This is a genomic window from Streptomyces sp. iso_384, from assembly GCF_056172905.1.
Genome location: NZ_JBWBTT010000001.1, coordinates 1,749,223 through 1,763,230 on the forward strand (window position 1 = coordinate 1,749,223; position 14,008 = coordinate 1,763,230).

The window sequence follows — 14,008 nt, forward strand, 5'->3', positions numbered from 1 at the left end:
CCGTGACGAGTCGGGCGACGCGTGGTGAGGGGCCGGGCGACGCGTGGAGAGGAGCCGGGATCGCTTCGCCGCTCAGCCGCCGTTCCCCACCGGGTACGCGTATCCGATGTACTGCAGGCGAGCCAAGCCTGCGACGAGGATGGCCGACGGGGGCGCCAGCCACCATCGACTGATAGCTCGACGCGACACGGCGGTCGCCGTGAGCAGTGCTGTGAGTACCCCCGACACGATCAGAGCCCAGGACGCCAACTCGATGCCCGTCAGCGTGTGTTCGTCCCAGACTCCTTGCGGCTGAATCATGAGAGCCGAGACGCCGGTGTCGACCGGCTCCGGTCTGAGGGGGCGGCCGCCGTCCACGATGTGCCGGGCCGCCGCCAGTCGGTCACGCCCGCCGAAGCCGCCGTACGCTTCGCCTTCGGCCGGGTTCTGTCCGGCTACCACTTGACCTGATGGAATTCCATCGTGCCGAAGGTCATGAAGTCCATGACGTAGCTCCACAGCGCGTACCGCCGCTGACCGGCGCCCCGATAGGTCTTGCCGAAACCGTTGTCGAGGATCTCGTTCCAGCCCTCGCCCTGTCCGTAGTGCGCGAACAGCCGGTCGTTGCGTCGCGCCGCGTCCTCTCCGGACTCCGCCGGGGTCTGGTAGATCACCTCGTGCAGCCGGCCGTGCCAGAGGGTGAGAAGCAGCCGGCCGCCGTCGATCAGGTAGGCGTCCACGACCGCGTCGGGAGCGTGCTCGTGAGGGCCAGACGACGTGAGTTCGCCGGGGACCCGTATCTCGTCGGCGGAGCACAGCAACTCCAGCAACGGCAGGGCATCGGTGGGGTGGTGGTCCATGAGGGGCCACCCTAGGCCGTGTCCGTACCCGGCGGGCCGACTCCCGTCGGCCCGCCGGGTACGGACGGGTGTCACTTCACCACGACGTTGTCACCGGACGACTTCGACGGGCCGGTGGTGGTGTTGCCGCCGTACGACCAGCGCCAGGTGCCCGTCTTTGCGGCCTTCACGGTCGTCTTGAGGTTGCCCGAGCCGTTCGCGTACACCTTCTTCACCGTGGTGTACGAGGAGGAGCCGGAAGGCTTGAACTGCAGGCTGACGTGGCGGCCCCCGTAGGCGGCGTACTTCCTGGTCTCCCAGTTGGCCCGGGTGACCTTTCCGGTCACGGTGATGGTCTTGCCCTTGGCCACCGGTTCGGGCGCGGCGTTGACGGTCAGGCGGGAGTTGCGCTTGACGTATACCGCCATGCCCTTGTCGTCGGTGTCACCGCTGCCGTCCTTGAAGTGCACCTGGGCCCCGACCCGCCATGCCCCGGCCTCGCTGTTGCGCATGTCCCACACGCTCGGGTCGAAGTACATCCGCTCGTTGATGTCGCAGATGCCCGGGCCCTTGGTGGGGCAGTCGTTCGTCTCGATCGAGTGCCACAACTGCTCCTCCCCTTTGTTGCGGTGGAGGAACAACAGCCCCGGCGCCTTCCACTGCTTCGTGGTCGTCATCCGGAAGGACGCGGGCACCGCGACCTCCTTCGTCGTCCCGATCACGATCGGCTTGCCGCCGTTCACCTGGATACGGCTGAACGAGGCCCCGCCCTCGGCCGCCCCGGCCGGCACCGCGGCCACGGCCGTGAACACCGCCGCCGCACCGCCGGCCACGACGGCTCTCCAGACCCGCTTCCCCACCTGATCCCCGATCTCCGTACGGAAAGGTGCCGGAGGCTGAACCCTCCGGACGCTTTACAGACAGCCGGTGTCCACGCGGGGTTGTACAGCCGCTCATCACGATGGGGCATCGGCGGTGGTGGTGTCGTGGTCAGCGTTCGTGGTCAGTGCCGACGGCCTTCGGGGAAGCAGAACTCCAGGAGCAGTTCCCCGGTTTCGCTCGGCACCTGCCGGAACCCCGCCTTCTCCCAGGCGCGTACGGCCCGTACGTTCTCGTGTACGGGATCGGCGGTCACGCGCCGCCAGCCGAGCTCCCCGCCCAAGTGCGCCAGGAGCGCCCGTGTGGCGTCCGGGCCCAACCCCCTTCCCTGTGAGGCAGGTTGAACACGGGGTGCCCTCGGCCAGCACGAGACAGGACGGGCGTGAGGTGACCGCTCGCAAGCATGGGCGGCACGATGGCCGTCGCCCCGGCCGCCCTGCCCGTCGGCCTGTCGGTCTGTCCGTGTCAGATGACCACGACGCGGCGGCCCCGGGCGTGCCCCGCCCGGCTGTCGGCGTGCGCGGCCGCCGCGTCGCCGAGCGCGTAGGACTTCTCGACCGGGATGTGCAGCCTGCCGCGCGCGATCAGCGCGGCGGCCTCGGCCAGCGCGTCCGGCACGCTGCCCGCCACGCCGGAGAACCGTACGCCGAACCGCGGCGCTTCCAGGTCGGCGATGGAGACGACCTTCGCCGGATCACCGGTCAGCTCGACCAGTTCGGGGATCACGCCCGAGCCCGCCAGGTCGAGGGCCGCGCCGACCGGGCCGAGCCGCCGCACCCGCTCGACCCAGCCTTCGCCGTACGTTGTGGCGAGCGCGCCCAGGCCGCGCAGGTAGTCCTGGTTGGCGGCCCCCGCGTGCCGATGACCGGGATGCCCCGATCGCGGGCGATCTGCAGCACCGCCGAACCGACTCCGCCGGACGCACCGCTGACCAGCAACGTCTCTCCGGGGCGGGCGCCGACCTCGCGGAGGACGCGCAGCGCGGTCTCCACCACGGACGGGTAGCCGGCCGCCTCCTCGAACGTCAGGCCCTCGGGCATCCGGGCCCAGGCCGACAGCACGGCGAACTCGGCGTAGGTGTCGGCCCCTTCGCCGAAGACGTGGTCGCCGATCTCCACCCCCTCGACGCCCTCGCCGACCTCGTCCACCACCCCGGCGGCATCGATCCCCACCCCTGACGGCAGCGAGATCGGGTGCGCGCCCAGGACCTGCCCCTCGCGCAGCCTCCAGTCCACGGGGTTCACCCCCGCCGCGCGCACGGAGACGCGTATCCGGCCGGGGCCTGCGTGGGGCTTCTCGGCATCGACGAGACGGAGGACATCGGGGCCGCCGAACGCGGCGAAGGTCACTTTCTTCATGCGGCCGACCGTAACACTAACGGTTAGCTTTTTGTATCGGTTACGTATTCGGATTTGGTAGCGTCACGTCATGACCGAGCAGACCGGCCGCCGCGAACGCAAGAAGGCCGCCACCCGCCAGAAGATCGCCGACACCGCTCTGCGCCTCTTCCTGGAACGCGGTTACGAGACCGTGGGCATCCGTGACGTGGCCGCCGAGGCCGACGTGGCGGTCACCACGCTCTTCTCCCACTTCGCCTCGAAGGAGGCGCTCGTCTTCGAGCAGGACCCGGGCTTCGAGCAGGGTCTCCTGCGCGCGGTGGCCGACCGTGCTCCGGACGAGCCGCTGATCCCCGCGCTCCGTCGCGAGGTCCACGCCCTGGTGCGCCATTGCACGGCGCCCGAGGCCGCCCCGGTCTGGAACATGATCGAGTCGTCCCCGGCGCTGCGGGAGTACGAGGAGTCGATGCGGCTGCGCCACGCGGATTCGCTGGGCGCGGCCGTCGCCGCCGACCTCGGCGTACCGGAGACGTCGATCGCCTGCCGGACCATCGCCCGCTTCGTGATCGACGCGTACGCGCTGGCCCGCGAGGCGGCCGATCCGGAGGCGGCGGTGGACGAGGTCTTCCGGATGATCGAGGCGGCCTGGGGGGTGGCCCGCCTCGACCGGCCCATCACCGCGTGACCTGGCGGGCGGCGCTCCGTCCACCCTGAACGGCTGGACCGGTAACAGCGTGGTGACGGAGGTGTTTTTTTTGGCTGCTTCCGGCGGCCGGGTCAGACTGTGGACGGTCTCCCGCCCGCACTTCTCCTCCCCGTCAGGAAAACGCCGTGTCCCACGCCTCCGCCGCCCCCCGGGCGGGCAGCGCCGCCCCGAGCGCCGGCTCGCACCGCTTCAGCGCCGTCATCAGCCGCATAGCCGAGGAGATGGCCGCACTCGACGACCACGGCAGTCCCGCCGACTACATACCGATGCTCGCCGGAGCCGACCCCCGGCGGTTCGGCATGGCCGTCGCGGAGCCGGACGGGACCGTCTACGGTGTCGGCGACTGGCGGCAGCCGTTCTCCACGCAGTCCATCACCAAGGTGTTCGCCCTGGCCCTGGCGCTCTCCCTGGACGGCGGACAGCTCTGGCGGGGCGTGGGCCGCGAGCCCTCGGGCAACCCCTTCAACTCCCTGGTGCAGCTGGAGTACGAGAACGGGATCCCCCGGAACCCGTTCATCAACGCCGGGGCCCTGGTGGTGACCGACCGGCTGCAGGCGCTCACCGGGGACGCGGCAGGCCAGGTGCGGGAGCTGCTGCGCTCGGAGAGCGGGAACGCCGCCATCGACTTCATGCCGGAGGTCGCCGCCTCCGAAGCGGCCTTCGGCGACCGCAACGCCGCGCTGGCCCACTTCATGGCCTCGTACGGCAACATCACGCTCCCGGTCCCCGAACTGCTCTCCGCCTACTTCCGGCAGTGCTCGATCGAGGCGTCCTGTGCGGACCTGGCCCTCTCCGCCGGATTCCTGGCCCGGCACGGCGTCCGGGCCGACGGCACGGCGCTGCTGACCCGCAGCCAGGCGAAGCAGGTCAACGCGGTCATGCTCACGTGCGGTACGTACGACGCGGCCGGGGAGTTCGCCTACCGGGTGGGGCTGCCCGGTAAGAGCGGCGTCGGCGGCGGGATCATCGCCATCGTGCCCGGAGTGTGCACCCTGTGCGTATGGAGCCCAGGCTTGGACCGGCGCGGCAACTCGGTGGCGGGTGTGTCGGCCCTCGACCGCTTCACCACGCTCACCGGGCTGTCCGTCTTCTGACTTCTGACGCGCTACGGGGCCGGCCTGGTCCAGAACTGGCGCGGCGAGAAGCCGTCGCGCCGCAGCCAGTGCTCCGTGTAGACGATCCGCTCGGCCTCGATCACGACGAGCGGGCCCGACTGCGGTTCGTCGAGGGAGTGGGACCGCTCGACGTGGTCGGACTGCCAGCGGAAGGCCGGCCAGTAGTGCGCGAACTCCGGGTCGTCCTCGGACAGCACGCGGGCCCGCCCGAAGAGCTGCGCCCCTCGGCTGCTGGCCTGACCGACCAGCGGGGCGAAGATCCCCACGGACACCCGGGGGTCGGCGGCGAGGTTCCGCATCTTCGGGGAACCGGGGGCGGTGCTGAACATCACCGCGAAGTCGAGGTGGTAGTAGCGCACCGGTGTCGCGAGAGGGCCCTCCGGTCCTGCCGTGGCGAGCACGCACATGTTCTGCGTCGACAGCAGGTTGAGTATGCGGTCTTCCAGGCGCTCGCGATCGAGCCGCTTCTTCGGTGACGGGCCGGCCAGCCACGGGTTGGTCACAGGCATGAGCGAGTGTCCCATGCCTGGGTCGCCCACTCGCCAACTACCGGCAGGGCGTCACGACTTCAAGGCGATCAGGCGGTACATCGGGTCCGGGCGGGGCGTGTCCTGGCCCGGTAGCGCGGCGAGCCGTCGGCACACGTCGGCCACCCTTTCCCGGGGTGCGTGTGTGCACCAGGAGATGTTGCCCGCGTCGATCGCCTCGCGCCATCCGCGTGGGCTGCGGCCCTGCCCCGTACCGGGGAACACGGTCCGGCCGGCCGTGCTCAGCCCCAGCTCCGCCGCCCGGTCGAGCACCCATGGGGACCGGTCGGGCACCCGGGGCGCGTACGCGCGTCGCAGGTCCGCGGTGACTTCGGCGATGTCGCTGTCCTCGGTGAAGTACGCGTCGTTCTTGTCGACCGTGGTGATCAGCACCCCGCCGGGCCGCAGCACCCTGGCCGCCTCGACCAGTACGGGTCCCGGATCCGGAAGCAGATGCAGCAGCCAGACGATCACGACGGCGTCCACCGTCCTCGACGCGAAAGGCAGTGCTGTGGTGTCGCCGCGTACGACGCCTCCCGGCAGCCGGCGTGCGGCGAGGCCCAGCATGCCCGGCGAACGGTCGACGCCCACCACCGTCCGCTCCGGACGCCGCAGCCGTTCGGTCACGATGCCCGTGCCGCACGCGATGTCCAGGATCGTGCACGGCCCTTGCGGCAGGAGCCGCTCCACCGCGTCCGCCGCGGCCCTGGCCCGCGGTTCGCCGCCTCGGGTCGCGTCGTAGTGCCGGGCCTCGTCGTCGTAATCGAGCATGTGTCCGTCCCGTCCCGTCCAGCCGGCCGCGCGTCCCGCCGGCAGCCCATCCACGCCGCCCCCGCCGCTCACGCCACCGTGCGCGGCAGCCGCAGGCTCAGCCCGACCGTCAGTGCCACCGCCGCCAACTGCACCAGCAAAGTCACGACCAAAGCGTCCCGCATGCCCAGACCCGGCACCAGCGCCAGGAACAGGGTGCCCAGCGTGGCGACCCCGAGGGCCAGCGCCGCCTGCTGCGTCGTCGTCATCACGCCGCCGCCCACCCCGGCCTTCTCCGGCGGTACGTCGGAGAGCACGATCCGGAACAGCACGGGGAGTTGGAGACCCTGGCCGAGGCCCGCGATCGCCACCCCCGGCAGCAGGCCCCACAGCCCCAGGCCCTGCCAGGCGAAGTGCGCGGTCAGCGCCAGGACGACGATGCCGACCGCCTGGATCAGCCCGCCCGCCGTGACGACCCGGGTGCCGTACCGGCGTACCAGGCGGGGGCCCGCCAGCGAGGCGCCGAAGAACGCCAGCGCCATCGGGGCCAGCGAGAGGCCGGCCGCCGCCGGGCCGAGGCGCAGGCCCTGCTGGAGCGCCACCGCGATCACGAACATGAAGCCGCCGAAGCCGATCGAGAACGGCACCACCAGGGCCAGGCCCCGCCGCAGCGAGTCCAGCCGCAGCAGGCTCGGCGGGACCAGCGGCACCCGGCCCAGCCGGTCGGCCCGCCGCTCCACCCGGCAGAAGGCGTACGCGGAGAAGGGGAAGAGGGCCAGCGCGACCCAGGTCCACAGCGGCCAGCCCGCCGCCCGGCCCTCCGTCAGCGGGGCCAGCAGCGTGACCAGGGAGAGGGCGAGCAGCAGGGTTCCCGGTACGTCCACGGGGGCCGGGCGGTCCGAGCGGGTCTCGGGGACCGCGCGGGCGGCCAGGATCAGGCCCACCGCCGCCACCGGCACGTTCACCAGGAACACCGACCGCCAGCCCGCGCTCTCGCCGAACACCGAGGACATCGGGGCGGCGGCGACCAGCACCCCGCCCAGGATCTGGCCCGCGACCATCGACAGCCCGGCGGTCGCCCCGTACAGGCTCATCGCCCGGGCCCGGCGCGGGCCCCGCGTCGCGGCCTGGATCGTCGCCAGCACCTGCGGAAGCATCAGCGCGGCCGCCGCACCCTGCGCCACCCGGGCGCCGACCAGCGTCCAGGCGTCCGGGGCGAGCCCGCAGGCCAGCGAGGTGATCCCGAAGGCCGCCATGCCGATCAGGAACAGCCGCCTGCGGCCCACCATGTCGCCGAGCCGCCCGCCGAGGACCAGCAGCACGGCGTACGCGAGGCCGTAGCCGGCGACGACCAGTTCGAGCATGGCCGGGCCCGCGTCCAGATCGCGGTCGATCGTGGGCAGCGCGACGTTCACGATGAAGAAGTCGATGAGCGGGAGCGCCGCGCCCAGCAGCACGGTGAAGAGGCCGAGCGCGCCCAGCACGGGCGTGGGGTGGTCATGGCGGACAGGGCCGGTGGGTTCGCCGGTGGCGGGGGTGGCCCGTTCCGGCGCGAGGGACGTGTGTACGGATGATTCACTCACGCCGTCGAATCTGCCGCCGATCCCAACGTGGTACCAGAGTGTCTTTATCCTGGTAGAAGCAGTACCTGGCAACAGGCCGGGGCGCCCGGCACGCTGGAGGCATGACGACCATGGCAGCCGCCCGCCCGCCCGCGACCGGCGCACCCCGCGTGGAGCGACAGGAGTCCGCTTCCGACGCCCGGCGGCACGAGCTCGCCGCCTTCCTGCGCAGCCGCCGCGAGCGCATCACCCCCGAACAGGTCGGCCTGGTCCGGGGCCGGCGCCGCCGCACCCCCGGGCTGCGCCGCGAGGAGGTCGCCCAGCTCTCGGCGGTCGGGGTCACCTGGTACACCTGGCTCGAACAGGCGAGGGACATCCAGGTCTCCGCCCAGGTGCTGGACGCCCTCGCCCGGGCCCTGCTCCTCGACCCGAGCGAGCGCAGCCACCTCTTCGCGCTCGCCGAGGCCGCCGACCCGGCCCCCGGCACCCAGTGCCCCACCGTCACCCCGGCGCTGCGGACCATGCTGGAGCAGCTGGATCCGATTCCGGCCTGTATCCAGAACAGCCGGTACGACGTCCTCGCGTACAACCGCACCTACGCCCGGCTCCTCTGCGACCTGGACGCGGTGCCGCCCGAGGACCGCAACTGCCTGCTGCTGGCCTTCACCCACGACGACTGGCGGGCCTCGGTCGTCGATCTGCCCGAGGTCACCCGGACCATGGCCGCCAAGTTCCGCGCCGCGATGGCCGGACACCTGGCCGAGCCCGCCTGGAAGGCGCTGGTGCAGCGGCTGGAGGCCCGGTCGCCGGAGTTCCGCGAGGTGTGGGAGCGCCACGAGGTGATCGAGCAGCAGGGCCGCACCAAGTACATCCGCAACGCCCACGTGGGGCTGCTGTACGTCGAGCACACCAACCTCTGGCTCGGCCCCCTCAGCGGCCCGCGCATGGTCAGCTACCCACCGGTGGACGCCGAGACCCGGACCCGGCTGGAGCGGCTGCACCGGATCGCCCTCCAAGCCGGCCCCGGGGCGGCCCGGCCCGCCACCCGTCCGGCGTACGCGACAATGGAGCAATGACCACGCTCGCCCCCGCCCTCCCGCAGCTCCGTATCGGCCCGCACACCGTGCAGCCGCCGGTCGTGCTGGCCCCGATGGCCGGCATCACCAACGCCCCGTTCCGGACGCTGTGCCGGGAGTTCTCCGGGGGCAAGGGGCTGTTCGTCAGCGAGATGATCACCACGCGGGCGCTGGTCGAGCGCAACGAGAAGACCATGCAGCTCATCCACTTCGACGCGGCCGAGACCCCGCGCTCGATCCAGCTGTACGGAGTGGACCCGGTCACCGTCGGCAAGGCGGTCCGGATGATCGTCGACGAGGGCCTCGCCGACCACATCGACCTGAACTTCGGCTGCCCGGTCCCCAAGGTCACCCGCAAGGGCGGCGGCTCCGCGCTCCCGTACAAGCGGCCCCTGCTGCGCGCCATCCTTCACCAGGCAGTCTCCAACGCCGGCGACCTCCCGGTCACGATCAAGATGCGCAAGGGCATCGACGACGACCACATCACCTTCCTCGACGCGGGCCGCATCGCCGTCGAGGAGGGCGTCACCGCCGTCGCCCTGCACGGCCGCACCGCCGCCCAGCACTACGGCGGCACCGCCGACTGGGACGCCATCGCCCGGCTCAAGGAGCACGTCCCGGAGATCCCCGTGCTCGGCAACGGCGACATCTGGTGCGCCGACGACGCCCTGCGGATGATGCGGGAGACCGGCTGCGACGGGGTGGTGGTCGGGCGCGGCTGCCTCGGGCGTCCCTGGCTCTTCGCCGACCTGGTGAGCGCCATGGAGGGTCGTACGGAACGGCACGCGCCCACCCTGCGCCAGGTCGCGGACGTCATGGTGCGCCACGCGACGCTGCTGGGGGAGTGGATCGGCGACGAGACCCGTGGCGTGATCGACTTCCGTAAGCACGTGGCCTGGTATCTCAAGGGCTTCGCGGTCGGCTCCGAGATGCGCAAGAAGCTCGCGATCACCTCCTCGCTGGAGGAGCTGGCCGGCCAGCTGCACGAACTGGACCTCGACCAGCCCTGGCCGGACGGCGCCGACGGGCCGCGCGGCCGTACCTCGGGCAACAACCGGGTCGTCCTGCCGGACGGCTGGCTGAAGGACCCGTACGACTGCTCGGGCATCAGCGCCGACGCGGAGCTGGACACCTCGGGCGGCTGAGTCCGTACGCGAACGGGAGCCGAGCCCGTACGTATACCGGATCCGAGCCCGTACGCGTACGAGACCGGTTCAGCCGCCCGCTCCCACATCCGGCCCAGCCCGCCGCTCCAACGGCGCCGCCGTCGCGCTGTTCATCACGTTGAAGACGACGCTGCCCGCCCGGTAGCGGTCGTCCGTCCACTCGATGGCCCGGCCCGCCGCCGTGCACGTCAGATGGCGCTGCCGCAGCAGCGGGCTGGCCCGGCGGATCCGCAGCAGCCGGGCGTCCTCGCTGCCCGCCGCGACCGCGTCGATCAGGTGCTCGCCGTGGTGGGCCACGATGTCCGCCCGTTCCGCGATGCTGTCCATGATCGAGACGCAGTCCTCCGGCAGCGCGCGGACCGTCGGGGCCACCCACTCCGCGTACACCGTCCGCTCGACCATCACCGGCTCGCCGTCCAGGTGCCGCAGGCGCAGGACGTACAGCACCTCGCTGCCCGGGGCGGTGTCCAGGCGGGCCGCCTCCTCGTCGGTCGCGGGGCGGGTGGTGCGGGTCAGGATGCGGCTGGAGACCTCGCAGCCCATCGCCCGCGCCCACTGGGCGAAGCTGTTGAGCTGCTCGAAACTCTGCCGGCGCTCCTGGCGCAGGACCACCCGGCGGGCGCCCTGCCGGGAGCCGATCAGGCCCTCGGAGGCCAGCAGCGCCACCGCCTGGCGGACCGTGCCGCGCGAGGCCGCCCACCGCGCGGCGAGGTCGCTCTCGGACGGCAGCCGGGAGCCCGGCGGGTGGACGCCGCTCCGGATCGCCTGCCGCAGCGACTCGGCGATCTCCTCGTAGCGTGAACGGACCACGCGCCCCCCGTCGGTCGACTGATGTGGATCCGTGCTGTGCACAGGAAGGTGTTTGCGCCACGGTCCGGAATCCCACTCTAACGCCCGCCAGGGGTGTCGCCGCACACGGTTCCGTATCTACCACAACCCCGATATGACGGGCTTTCCTCTTCCTCGTCTCTTGCTGCACCGGACATCGGACGTTAACTCACCGGACACCTGAGCCGGGCGAACTGATGCCAGCTTGTATGAACAAGTGGCCCTCACTTCGCTCCCGGGAGACACACCGTGCGCAGAGCCCGACCCCGCCCCCGTATCCGCGCCAACGGCCGTGCCGTTGCCGCTCTCGCCCTCTCCACCGCCGCCCTCACCGCGCTCACCGCCTGCGGCGCCGCTCCCGAGGAGAAGGCCGCGACCGGGGTGAACGGGGTGAAGTCCACCGAGGCCACCTCGGTCGCCGACTTCGGCGGGCTGGAGAAGCTGGTCGCCGCCGCCGAGAAGGAGGGCGAGCTGAACGTGATCGCCCTGCCGCCGGACTGGGCGAACTACGGTGAGGTCATCAAGGCCTTCCAGGCGAAGTACAAGGTCAAGATCAAGAGCGAGACCCCGGACGCCTCCAGCTCCGACGAGATAGCCGCCGTCAAGTCCCGCAAGGGCCAGAAGCGCGCCCCCGACGTCCTGGACCTCGGCATCGCCTTCGCCCGCAGCGGTGCCGCCGAGAACCTCTTCGCCCCGTACAAGGTCACCGCCTGGGACCAGATCCCCGACAGCCAGAAGGACGCGGACGGCCGCTGGTACAACGACTACGGCGGGTACGTCTCCATCGGCTGCGACGCCGCCCGCATCAAGACCTGCCCCGAGACCTTCGCGGACCTGCTGAAGCCCGAGTACAAGGGCAAGGTCGCCCTCAACGGCAACCCGACCAAGTCCGGCTCCGCGTTCGGCGGGGTGTACGCGGCCTCCCTCGCCAACAAGGGGTCGTTCGGCGACATCCAGCCCGGCATCGACTTCTTCGGCAAGCTGAAGAAGAGCGGCAACTTCATCCCCGTCGAGTCCACCCCGGCGACCGTCGAGAAGGGCGAGACGCCGATCAGCATCGACTGGGACTACCTGAACGCCGGGTACGCCGACCAGTTCAAGGGCAAGGGCGTCGACTGGAAGGTCTCCGTGCCGGCGGACGGCGTCTACGCCCAGTTCTACTCGCAGGCCATCAACAAGGAGGCCCCGCACCCGGCCGCCGCCCGCCTGTGGATGGAGTACCTCTACAGCGCCGAGGGCCAGAACCTCTGGCTCAAGGGCTACGCCCGCCCGGTGCTGCTGCCCGCCATGACCGAGGACGGCACCGCCGACAAGACCTTCGTCGCCAAGCTGCCCGAGGTCGAGGGCACCCCGGCCTTCCCCAGCTCGGACGAGCTCGACAAGGCCAACGCCACCCTCGCCGAGAACTGGGACAAGGCCGTCTCCTGATGACCGTCCCGCACCCGTCCGCCGCCCCGGGACCCGGGGCGGCCACCGCGCAGGGCGGTGGCCGTGCCCGCCGCCGCCCGTCCCGCGCCTGGCTCGGCGCGCTCCCGCTGCTCGTCTTCGCCGGGCTCTGCTTCGGACTGCCCGCCGGGGCCCTGCTGTACGGGGCGCTCACCCGCACCGACCCGGTCGCCGGGACCACCGAGTTCACCGGTGACCATCTCGCGCGCTCGCTCCAGGGGCCCTACCTCACCTCGCTCACCGGCAGCGTCCAGCTGTCCGCGCTGACCGCCGCGCTCGCCACCGTGCTCGGGGTGCTGATCGCCCAGGCCGTCGTCACCTCCCGACGCGGCGCCCTGCGCGGCGCGGTGCTCACCGCCTCCGGGGTGCTCGCCAACTTCGGCGGGATCCCGCTCGCCTTCGCCTTCGTCGCGACCCTCGGCATCTCCGGGGTCGTCACCGAGATCGGGCACCTGGACGCGCTCGGCTGGAACCTCTACTCCTTCACCGGGCTCACCGTCATCTACCTCTACTTCCTCGTCCCGCTCATGGTGCTCGTCGTCGTCCCCGCCCTGGACGGGCTGCGCCCGCAGTGGCGGGAGGCCGCGCTCAGCACCGGGGCCTCCACCTGGCAGTTCTGGCGCCATGTCGGACTGCCGGTCCTCGCGCCCTCGCTGCTCGGCGGCTTCGTCCTGCTCTTCGGCAGCGCCTTCGCCGCGCACGCCACGGCCGCCGCCCTGGTCGGCGGCTCCGTCCCGCTGGTCACCCTGAAGATCGCCGACGCGCTCTCGGGCAACGTCCTGGTCGGCCAGGAGAACGTCGCCCTGGCGCTGAGCCTCGACATGATCGTGATCGCCGGACTGGTGATGGCGGTCTACCTGCCCCTCCAGCGACGGAGTTCCCGATGGCTGCGCTGACCCCCCTCTCCACGGCCCCTGCATCCGCGGCTCCCGTCGCCGCCCCGGCGAAGACGGCCCGGCGCCGCCCGCGCTACTGGCGCGGCGCGGTCCTCACCGTCGCCGGGCTGTACTTCCTCACCCCGCTGGTCTCCTCGTTCGTCTTCACCGTCCAGGTGCCGAACCAGGGCGTCACCTTCGCCGCGTACAGCGGGATCCTGTCGGCCGACGGCTTCACCGAGAGCCTGTTCCTCTCGCTCTCCCTCGCCGCCGCCACGATCGCGCTGGCCCTGCTGCTCGTCGTGCCCGCCCTCGTCGCGGTCCGGCTCGGGCCGCCCCGGCTGCGCGCCGTCGTCGAGATCGTCTGCATGCTGCCGCTGGTGGTGCCGCCGATCGCGCTGGTCACCGGGATCGCCACGGTGCTGCGCTGGGGGCCCGACCACTTCTCCCGCACCCCGCTCTACCAGACCTTCCTCGCCGTGCAGAACGAGTCGTTCCCGGTGGTGCTGGTCCTCGCCTACACCGTGCTGGCGCTGCCGTTCGTGCACCGCTCGCTGGACGCCGGACTGCGCGCGGTCGACGTGCCCACGCTGGTGGAGGCGGCCCGGAACTGCGGGGCCGGGCGGCTGTACGTGATCCTCCGCGTCATCCTGCCCAATCTGCGGTCCTCGCTCGCCGGGGCCTCCTTCCTCACCCTGGCCCTGGTGCTCGGCGAGTACACCGTCGCCTCGCTGCTGGGCTTCCGGCCCTTCGCGGTGTGGATCGTCTCCGTCTCCGGCGCCGAGGCCCGGATGTCCGTCGCGGTGTCCCTGCTCAGCCTGCTGATCACCTGGGCCCTGCTGCTCGTCCTCTCCCGCGCCGGAACCGGCTCGTCCGCCGCCGTTCCCGCCGCCGCCCCCACCTCCGTACCCGGCAAGGAGTAG

14 protein-coding genes and 2 pseudogenes are annotated in these 14,008 nt (G+C 71.8%); 7 read left to right on the forward strand and 9 right to left on the reverse strand.

Annotated features, from left to right (window positions below):
* Nucleotides 1-72 precede the first annotated feature (72 nt).
* The 5 genes and pseudogenes from AC0VY3_RS07750 to AC0VY3_RS07770 all read right to left on the reverse strand — a co-directional run bounded on the left by AC0VY3_RS07750 (nucleotide 73) and on the right by AC0VY3_RS07770 (nucleotide 3,055).
* Nucleotides 73-441 carry a hypothetical protein gene (locus AC0VY3_RS07750; protein WP_475549272.1) on the reverse strand — a complete coding sequence of 123 codons (369 nt, stop codon included), beginning with the start codon at nucleotides 439-441 and terminating at the stop codon, nucleotides 73-75.
* Nucleotides 435-839, reverse strand: coding sequence for a hypothetical protein (locus AC0VY3_RS07755; RefSeq protein ID WP_475549273.1), 405 nt, complete (start codon nucleotides 837-839; stop codon nucleotides 435-437). The genes AC0VY3_RS07750 and AC0VY3_RS07755 overlap by 7 nt, the downstream gene beginning before the upstream one ends.
* 71 nt (nucleotides 840-910) lie before the next feature.
* On the reverse strand, nucleotides 911-1,678 hold the full coding sequence (locus AC0VY3_RS07760; RefSeq protein WP_098024384.1) for a hypothetical protein: 768 nt from the start codon (nucleotides 1,676-1,678) through the stop codon (nucleotides 911-913).
* 143 nt (nucleotides 1,679-1,821) lie between these two features.
* Nucleotides 1,822-2,037 (reverse strand): annotated as a pseudogene (locus AC0VY3_RS07765) (GNAT family N-acetyltransferase); the annotation flags it as partial.
* Between the two features lie 125 nt (nucleotides 2,038-2,162).
* A pseudogene (locus tag AC0VY3_RS07770) lies at nucleotides 2,163-3,055 on the reverse strand (NADP-dependent oxidoreductase).
* Nucleotides 3,056-3,125: 70 nt separating this feature from the next.
* Between AC0VY3_RS07770 and AC0VY3_RS07775 the strand changes: the two are divergent.
* Entirely contained in the window at nucleotides 3,126-3,719 is a 594-nt protein-coding gene (locus AC0VY3_RS07775) for a TetR/AcrR family transcriptional regulator (protein ID WP_475549274.1), read from the forward strand.
* A 146-nt stretch (nucleotides 3,720-3,865) separates the two neighbouring features.
* A complete protein-coding gene (locus tag AC0VY3_RS07780) occupies nucleotides 3,866-4,834 on the forward strand; it encodes a glutaminase (protein WP_103510183.1) in 969 nt (322 codons plus the stop codon).
* An 11-nt stretch (nucleotides 4,835-4,845) separates the two neighbouring features.
* Here AC0VY3_RS07780 and AC0VY3_RS07785 read toward each other — a convergent pair whose 3' ends face one another.
* The 3 genes from AC0VY3_RS07785 to AC0VY3_RS07795 all read right to left on the reverse strand — a co-directional run bounded on the left by AC0VY3_RS07785 (nucleotide 4,846) and on the right by AC0VY3_RS07795 (nucleotide 7,715).
* On the reverse strand, nucleotides 4,846-5,364 hold the full coding sequence (locus AC0VY3_RS07785; protein ID WP_475549275.1) for a pyridoxamine 5'-phosphate oxidase family protein: 519 nt from the start codon (nucleotides 5,362-5,364) through the stop codon (nucleotides 4,846-4,848).
* 51 nt (nucleotides 5,365-5,415) lie between these two features.
* Nucleotides 5,416-6,153: a class I SAM-dependent methyltransferase gene (locus AC0VY3_RS07790; RefSeq protein WP_103510184.1), complete on the reverse strand. Its 738-nt coding sequence runs from the start codon at nucleotides 6,151-6,153 to the stop codon at nucleotides 5,416-5,418.
* A 68-nt stretch (nucleotides 6,154-6,221) separates the two neighbouring features.
* Nucleotides 6,222-7,715 (reverse strand): MFS transporter, encoded by a 1,494-nt coding sequence (locus AC0VY3_RS07795; protein WP_374935503.1) that lies wholly within the window; start codon nucleotides 7,713-7,715, stop codon nucleotides 6,222-6,224.
* Between the two features lie 101 nt (nucleotides 7,716-7,816).
* On the opposite strand from AC0VY3_RS07795, the gene AC0VY3_RS07800 reads away from it, so the two are divergent.
* Both AC0VY3_RS07800 and dusB read left to right on the forward strand, forming a co-directional pair.
* A complete protein-coding gene (locus tag AC0VY3_RS07800) occupies nucleotides 7,817-8,770 on the forward strand; it encodes an MmyB family transcriptional regulator (RefSeq protein WP_475549276.1) in 954 nt (317 codons plus the stop codon).
* Nucleotides 8,767-9,915 (forward strand): tRNA dihydrouridine synthase DusB, encoded by a 1,149-nt coding sequence (dusB, locus tag AC0VY3_RS07805; RefSeq protein WP_475549277.1) that lies wholly within the window; start codon nucleotides 8,767-8,769, stop codon nucleotides 9,913-9,915. The genes AC0VY3_RS07800 and dusB overlap by 4 nt, the downstream gene beginning before the upstream one ends.
* Before the next feature lie 69 nt (nucleotides 9,916-9,984).
* Here the strand turns inward: dusB and AC0VY3_RS07810 are convergent, their stop codons facing one another.
* Entirely contained in the window at nucleotides 9,985-10,746 is a 762-nt protein-coding gene (locus AC0VY3_RS07810; protein WP_475549278.1) for a GntR family transcriptional regulator, read from the reverse strand.
* Nucleotides 10,747-11,013: 267 nt separating this feature from the next.
* Here AC0VY3_RS07810 and AC0VY3_RS07815 point away from each other — a divergent pair, with 267 nt between their 5' ends.
* From AC0VY3_RS07815 to AC0VY3_RS07825, 3 genes are read left to right on the forward strand one after another with little or no spacing between them, the layout of a single operon-like run.
* Nucleotides 11,014-12,192, forward strand: a complete 1,179-nt coding sequence (locus AC0VY3_RS07815) for an ABC transporter substrate-binding protein (protein WP_103510189.1) — start codon at nucleotides 11,014-11,016, stop codon at nucleotides 12,190-12,192.
* Nucleotides 12,192-13,106, forward strand: a complete 915-nt coding sequence (locus AC0VY3_RS07820; protein ID WP_030622108.1) for an ABC transporter permease — start codon at nucleotides 12,192-12,194, stop codon at nucleotides 13,104-13,106. The genes AC0VY3_RS07815 and AC0VY3_RS07820 overlap by 1 nt, the downstream gene beginning before the upstream one ends.
* Entirely contained in the window at nucleotides 13,094-14,008 is a 915-nt protein-coding gene (locus tag AC0VY3_RS07825) for an ABC transporter permease (RefSeq protein ID WP_181010945.1), read from the forward strand. Before AC0VY3_RS07820 ends, AC0VY3_RS07825 begins: the two co-directional genes overlap by 13 nt.